The sequence below is a fragment of the Streptomyces sp. RP5T genome (assembly GCF_003933965.1).
Taxonomy (GTDB): Bacteria; Actinomycetota; Actinomycetes; order Streptomycetales; family Streptomycetaceae; genus Streptomyces.
Map to the genome: position 1 here is coordinate 1 of NZ_RSAJ01000480.1, position 6,384 is coordinate 6,384.

6 protein-coding genes are annotated in these 6,384 nt (G+C 71.6%); 2 read left to right on the forward strand and 4 right to left on the reverse strand.

Going from position 1 to position 6,384, the window contains the following annotated elements; genetic code table 11:
• Nucleotides 1-167: 167 nt before the first annotated feature.
• The gene (locus EHS43_RS33990) at nucleotides 168-1,370 is read right to left on the reverse strand and encodes an erythromycin esterase family protein (RefSeq protein WP_125194498.1); all 1,203 of its coding nucleotides are present in this window, start codon (nucleotides 1,368-1,370) and stop codon (nucleotides 168-170) included.
• A 58-nt stretch (nucleotides 1,371-1,428) separates the two neighbouring features.
• Here EHS43_RS33990 and EHS43_RS33995 point away from each other — a divergent pair, with 58 nt between their 5' ends.
• On the forward strand, nucleotides 1,429-2,160 hold the full coding sequence (locus EHS43_RS33995; RefSeq protein WP_125194499.1) for a TioE family transcriptional regulator: 732 nt from the start codon (nucleotides 1,429-1,431) through the stop codon (nucleotides 2,158-2,160).
• Nucleotides 2,161-2,223: 63 nt separating this feature from the next.
• On the opposite strand, the gene EHS43_RS34000 is transcribed toward EHS43_RS33995, so the two are convergent.
• From EHS43_RS34000 to EHS43_RS34010, 3 genes are read right to left on the reverse strand one after another with little or no spacing between them, the layout of a single operon-like run.
• Nucleotides 2,224-2,670, reverse strand: a complete 447-nt coding sequence (locus EHS43_RS34000) for a response regulator (RefSeq protein ID WP_125194500.1) — start codon at nucleotides 2,668-2,670, stop codon at nucleotides 2,224-2,226.
• Nucleotides 2,667-4,292 (reverse strand): CHASE3 domain-containing protein, encoded by a 1,626-nt coding sequence (locus EHS43_RS34005; protein WP_125194501.1) that lies wholly within the window; start codon nucleotides 4,290-4,292, stop codon nucleotides 2,667-2,669. The genes EHS43_RS34000 and EHS43_RS34005 overlap by 4 nt, the downstream gene beginning before the upstream one ends.
• 27 nt (nucleotides 4,293-4,319) lie before the next feature.
• Nucleotides 4,320-5,516, reverse strand: a complete 1,197-nt coding sequence (locus EHS43_RS34010; protein ID WP_260470828.1) for a PP2C family protein-serine/threonine phosphatase — start codon at nucleotides 5,514-5,516, stop codon at nucleotides 4,320-4,322.
• A gap of 562 nt (nucleotides 5,517-6,078) precedes the next feature.
• Between EHS43_RS34010 and EHS43_RS34015 the strand changes: the two genes are divergently transcribed.
• The coding region (locus EHS43_RS34015) for a hypothetical protein (RefSeq protein WP_125194503.1) at nucleotides 6,079-6,384 on the forward strand (306 nt) is incomplete at its 3' end.

Below are 6,384 nucleotides of genomic sequence, written 5' to 3' on the forward strand. Positions count from 1 at the left end.
GGCTCCAAGGGGAGGTGGGGGGTGGAGAGTTGGTCCGGACCTGATTGTTAGGAACGTTTCCTACCAGTGCGGGAGGCGATCAGTAACCCACTGCGCGAGAACTTCGTAGGTTCGAACGAACGACGGTCAGTGATACGGAAGTTCGACCGACCGGGAGACGGCGGCGGCTAGCTCGGCGGGACGTCCTTTACGAAGACGAGGCCGTCGAGGCCCGCCAGATGGCCCGGGTCGAGCGGGGCGTAGCCGAACCACGGGGACACGCGCGGCTCCGGCGGTGTGTCGCCGAGCGCGAGGGCCAGGCGCCGGGAGTCGAAGAGGCAGTGGTCCTGCGGGAGTTCGTACAAGAGACCCTCGACGGTGCCCTTCGGCGGTGTGTCCACGCCCTGATGACGGATCGTGCCGAGGGCTGTGGCCACGAAGGCGTACTCCTCACCGAGCCGGGCGCTCACCAGCGCGCCGGCGCTCCACCACTCCACCCGCCCCTCCCACATCCGCATCGAGCTCTGCTCGCGCTGCAGATGGGAGTTGTGGGCATGGACGAGGACCGGGCCCCGGGCGGCGAGGGCGAGGAGGTTGTGGGCCATCATCGCGTCGCGCAGCGCGCACAGGCGGGTCATGCGGGCCGGTGAGGTGTCCGCCGTCGCGTGGTGGTAGCGCAGCAGACCGGTCGCCGTACGGCCGTACAGGCAGGCGCGTTCCCAGACGTCCCGCGAGGTCGCCGCGATGAGGTGGGGGGTCTGCGCGTCCAGCAGTGTCACCAGTTCGTCGGCCAGCAGCCGCAGCCGGTCCGCCTCGGCCGACCGACCCACCGACCGGGCAGGATCCGTCATCACGGCGGGGTCGGTCCAGCGCTCGTCGTCGCCCAGCAGGTGGTCGAGCGTCCGCGCGCCGCACGGGAGCAGGTTCTCGTCCACGTGGTCCGCGAGGTGGCCGTGGAGCGTGGTGAGGGCCTGGCGGGGGCTCTCCGCGCCGGTGATCTCCAGCGGGCCGTCGAAACCGGCGAAGCGGACCCGCTCGGACGCGGGCAGGCCGTCGTTGTGGGCGCGCATCCAGCGCACGAGTTCGCGGTTGGCCGTGGAGGCCCCCCAGCCGTGGCTGAAGCCGTGCTCCATGACCTCGTCGAGGGTGCCTGTCCCCGAGGTGACGTAGTCGTCCACCGTCAGGCCCCTGAGGCAGTCGCTCTCCAGCGCGATCGTGCGGTAGCCGTCCTGCTCCACGAGCTGCCGGAAGAGCTCGTTGCGCAGGTCGAGCAGCGTGTCCTCACCGTGCGTGGGCTCGCCCAGGGCGAGCAGCCGGGGCCGGGACGGGAGCAGCCCCATGAGGGCGGCAGCGTCGACGGCATGGGCGGTGTCCTTGATGTCGGTCGCCATGCCTTCAACGCTATCGTTGAACCTTCGGTGGAGACTTTTCCGCGATATGGTCACCGCCGTGGGGAAAAAGCTTCAAACCGAGCGGCGTCTACGGCCGGTGGACCTGGCGCGCGGACACGGGCTGTCCACCCAGGCGGTGCGCAACTACGAGGAGGCCGGCATCCTTCCGCCCGCCGCCCGGACGCCTCACGGCTACCGCGTCTACACGCCCCTGCACGCCGGAGCCCTGCGCGCGTTCCTCGCCCTGCTGCCCGGCCACGGCCACCGGACGGCCTCGGCGGTCATGCGAGCGGTGAACGAGGGCGCGGACGAGGACGCGTTCCGTCTCATCGACGAGAGCCACGCCGAGCTCCTCGACGACCGGCGCACCCTCCAGGCCGTGGAGCGGGCCCTGCGCGACCTGGACCCCTCCGCGGTGGCCGAGGCGGTCCGCGGAACAGGGGGTGGCGGCAGGTTCATCGGGCCCCTGGCCGGCAGTCTGGGGATCGGGCCCGCGACGCTGCGCGCATGGGAGCGCGCCGGGCTGGTGCGGCCGCGGCGTGACCCGCTGACCGGATATCGCGTCTACGACGAGGCCGCCGTACGGGAGGCACGGCTGACCCGTCAGCTGCGGCGGGGCGGCCATCCGCTGGAGCAGATCGCCCCGCTGATCGCCCAGGTGCGGGAGGCCGGCGGACTGGAGCCGCTGGAGGACACGCTGCGCGACTGGCACGGCCGGCTCTCCGCCCGCGGCCGGGCGATGCTGGCCGGGGCAGCGGGGCTGGAGGCGTACCTCCGCGAGCGCGGATGAGGTCCCGTCGCCGACCGGACGGGCCGGGGACGGTTCCTCTCCCGCCCGCGGCCGGGCGGGAGGTCAGAAGTGGCGCGGCAGACGGACGACCTGGACGAAGAAGTCGTCGATCTGACGGACCGCGGCGATGAACTGGTCCAGGTCCACCGGCTTGGTGACGTACGCGTTGGCGTGCAGCTTGTAGCTGCGCAGGATGTCCTCCTCGGCCGCGGAGGTGGTGAGGACGACGACCGGGATGTGGGCCAGCTCCGGGTCGGACTTGATCTTCTCCAGGACCTGACGGCCGTCGTACTTGGGGAGGTTGAGGTCCAGCAGGATGAGATCGGGCTGCGGAGCCTCGGTGTGGTCGCCGCGCCGGTAGAGGAAGTCCAGCGCCTCCTCGCCGTCCCGGACCACGTGGAGCGTGTTGCCGATCTTGTTGTCCTCGAACGCCTCACGGGTCATCAGCTCGTCGCCGGGGTCGTCCTCGACGAGGAGCACGTCAATGGGGCTGGCGGCGGGGGTGGTCATGTCAGAACCTTTTCCTCGGTGCCGATTCCGGACGCCTCCGGGCTCTCGGCGAGGGACGGAAGGGTGAAGCAGAATCGCGTGCCGTCCGTGTGGGTGGTGTCGATCCAGATCTTGCCACCATGTTGCTCCACGATCTTCTTGCACAGTGCGAGACCGATGCCCGTACCACCGTAGGCGTCCCGGCCGTGCAGCCGCTGGAAGATGACGAAGACCTTCTCCGTGAACTGCTCGGGGATGCCGATGCCGTTGTCCGTGACGGACACGAGCAGGCTGTCGGGCTCCTCGGGGTCCGTGCCGCAGGCGATGGACACGTGCGGGGCGCGGTCGGGGTGGCGGAACTTCAGGGCGTTGCCCACCAGGTTCTGCCAGAGCATGGCCAGCAGGGTCGGGTCCCCGACGACCTCGGGCAGCCGGTCCGGGCGGTCGACGCGGGCGCCGGACTCCTCGACGGCCGTCCCGAGGTTGGCCAGTGCCCTGTCCAGCGCCTGGTCGAGGCCGACGGGCACCCGGGCGTCGTTGACCCGCCCGACCCTGGAGAAGGTCAGCAGGTCGTTGATGAGGACCTGCATGCGCCGGGCCCCGTCGACGGCGAAGTCGACGTACTGCCGGCCGCGGTCGTCGAGGACGTCGCCGTAACGCTTCTCCAGCAGCTGGCAGAACGAGGCGACCTTGCGCAGCGGCTCCTGCAGATCGTGCGAGGCGACGTAGGCGAACTGCTCCAGTTCCGCGTTGGAGCGGCGCAGTTCCTCGGCCTGGGCGTCCAGGTCGGCGGCCTGCCGGGCCAGTTCCTGCTGGTGTGCGCGGGACGCCTCGAGTTCGGCCACCACATGCCAGCGCATGCCCTCGACGGCATTGGCCACCGCGGTCAGATCGGCCGGGCCGACGCCGGTGATGACGTGCGAGAAGTCGCCGCCCGCCACCCGCCTGGACGCGGTGGTCAGTGCCGCCAGCGGGCGGGTCACCAGCACCCGGACCAGGACCGCGCAGGCCACGCCCGCCAGCAGGAAGGCCACGACCATGCCCGCCAGGATCGAATCGCGCACGTTGCGTTCATGGGTGAGATGGGAGCGGCCCTCGTCCACCGCCGTCGCCAGGTCGGCGTTCTGCCGGCTCCACAGGGCGCGCAGCCGGTCGAACTCCTTCTTGCCCTGGTCGGCCTTCCGCTGGTCCAGCGGCTTCGGCCGGCCGGGCGTGACCGAGGCCGCGAGGGGTTCCGCGTAGGTGCGGCGCCATTCGCCGGCCTGGGTCTCGATCGCCTTGAGATCCGCCAGCAGTTCGGGCCGGTCAGCGAGGAACCGGCGCAAGCGGGCGGCCGAACTCGCCTCGTCCCGCTTGCCCTGGGTGTACGGGGTGAGGAACTGCCGGTCGGCGGCGATCGCGTAACCGCGCACGCCCGTCTCCTGGTTGGCCAGTGCCGCCTGGAGCCGGTACGCCTCGGTCTGGGCGGGCTGGACGCGCCGCAGGAGCTGGTCGGTCACCTCCGCGGTCCGGCCGAGCAGGGTGGCGCCGACCACGCTGCCGACCACCACCAGCAGCGTCATGAGGGCCAGCAGCAGATAGAACCACCCCTGCACCGTCAGCCGGCGCCCGCTCCACACCGCGCCCGTCCCTCGTCTCACCATGCGGTCCGACACCGTGCTCCCACTCACTCAGTTCCAGTTCAGATGGACGACAGCCACGTCGTCGGCCAGGCCCCCCCGCGCCTCGGCGAGGCTCTCGGCCTTCTCTATCAGCCGGTCCACGAAGGGCTCCGGCTCCAGTGGCGCCGCCTCCCGGGCCAGCGCCAGCAGTCCTTCCTCGCCGAGGCGTTCGGTGCCCCGGTTCACATGTCCCTCGAAGAGGCCGTCGGTGAAGAGCACCACCGACGTGCCCGCCGGTACGGGCAGCTCCGCCGTCGGCCACGTCGCGCCGCCGGGGACCATGCCCAGGGCGGGTCCGCCGGGTACCTCCACCCACTCCACGTCCGTCCCGGTGCGCCGGAGCAGGCCGTGGTGGCCGGCGCGTACGACGTGGGCCTGTTGCTCTCCGGGGACGGCGGCCAGGGTCACGAGGGTCGCGAAGACCTCGTCGCGGGCCCGTTCGGCCATCAGCAGCTCCTCCAGGCGGGCCATCTGCTGTGCGCCGGTGATGCCGCTGAGGACGAGGGTGCGCCAGGCGATCCGCAGGGCGACTCCCAGGGCCGCCTCGTCGGGGCCGTGCCCGGAGACGTCCCCGATGAGGGCGTGGAGGGTGCCGTCGGCGCTCTGGACGATGTCGTAGAAGTCGCCGCCCAGCAGGGTCTGCGCGCGTCCGGGCCGGTAGCGGGCCACGACCTGGACGCCTTCGGCGCGCAGCAGGGGCCGGGGCAGCAGGCCGCGCTCCAGGCGGGCGTTCTCCTGTGCCTGGAGCGCGCCGGCCTGCAGGGCCACCGCCGCCTGCTCGGTCTGCTTGCGCTGGATCGCGTAGCGCACGGCCCGCCCGAACAGCTCGGGCTCCACCCGGCCCTTGACCAGGTAGTCCTGTGCGCCGGCCGCGACCGCGGCCAGGCCGGTCTGCTCCTCGGCGAGCCCGGTGAGGACCACGATGGCGACCTGCTCGGCCAGCCCCTTGACCAGGGAGAGCGCTTCGAGTCCCTGGGCGTCCGGCAGGTGCAGGTCGAGCAGGACGCAGTCGGGTGTCTCGGTGGCCAGTGCCTCGGCGGCCTCGGTCATGGACCGCACCCATCGCAGCCGCATCTTCACGGTGCTGTCGACGACGAGTTCCTCCACGAGCAACGCGTCGCCGGGATCGTCCTCCACGAGGAGAACCGACGGCTCCCAGTGCTCCCATGCCGCCGTCCCGGCACCGGCTGCCGCCGTGGACACCAGTTCGGCAGCCTCAGTCCCCGAGAACACTCTCGTCCCGGCCTCCCCACTCCGTACAGGTCGCTCGTCACCGGCCGTCGCCCGGAACGACGGCGGGATCACGGTCAGAGCGATGTTCCGATCTTCACCCGGCGCCCACGACCGTAGGACAGCACGTCCACCCGTGGGCCGGTCCCCGGGCGGGCTCTGTGGCCGCCCCGGCAGTCCGGATCCTCGTAGCCGATGTCTCACTCCCTGGTCGGTTCCGCGCGGGGCCCAGGGGGGACGGCCAGGAGGCCGTCGGTGTCACACGGAGCACGGCCGGGCCAGGGGCTGCCCTGTGCGAGGCACGCCCTCTCCCGCTCCGCCGTGCCCGTGCCGGTCTTCACCGACGTCGTCATCGTCCGCCCATCCCAGGATTCCGGTGTTCTGGCCGCGTTTACCCGCGACGAGCGTGACCATGCAGGTTCGGTTCCAGAAAATCACCTCGGACCACACGCCTCGTCCACATCCGGAGTCCTTCCTCCGCCCCCCGGTTCCGATCGACCTTACGGGGAACCGGGTAGGACGTCAGAAAGGAGTCCCCGTGACCACCTATGTCATCACCGTCCCCGGCACGTTCCTGCGGGGCGTGCCCGACAGCGTCCGCTCGGACATCGGACGACGGCTTCGGCCCCAGGACCCCAGGAACACCGAGCTCGGGGAGAGCGAGGAGCTGAGCGTCCTGACCACCGAGGAGGACGGCATGTTCGCCGCCCGGGTCGAGGTCGAGGCACCCGACCGGCTGCAGGCCGAGGCCGAAGCGGTACGGCTGGTCTCCCGGGCGCTGCGTGACAGCGGCCTGGCGGAGGAGGAGGCCCCGCTCGGGCCCGCCGTGGTCACCGGTATCGAC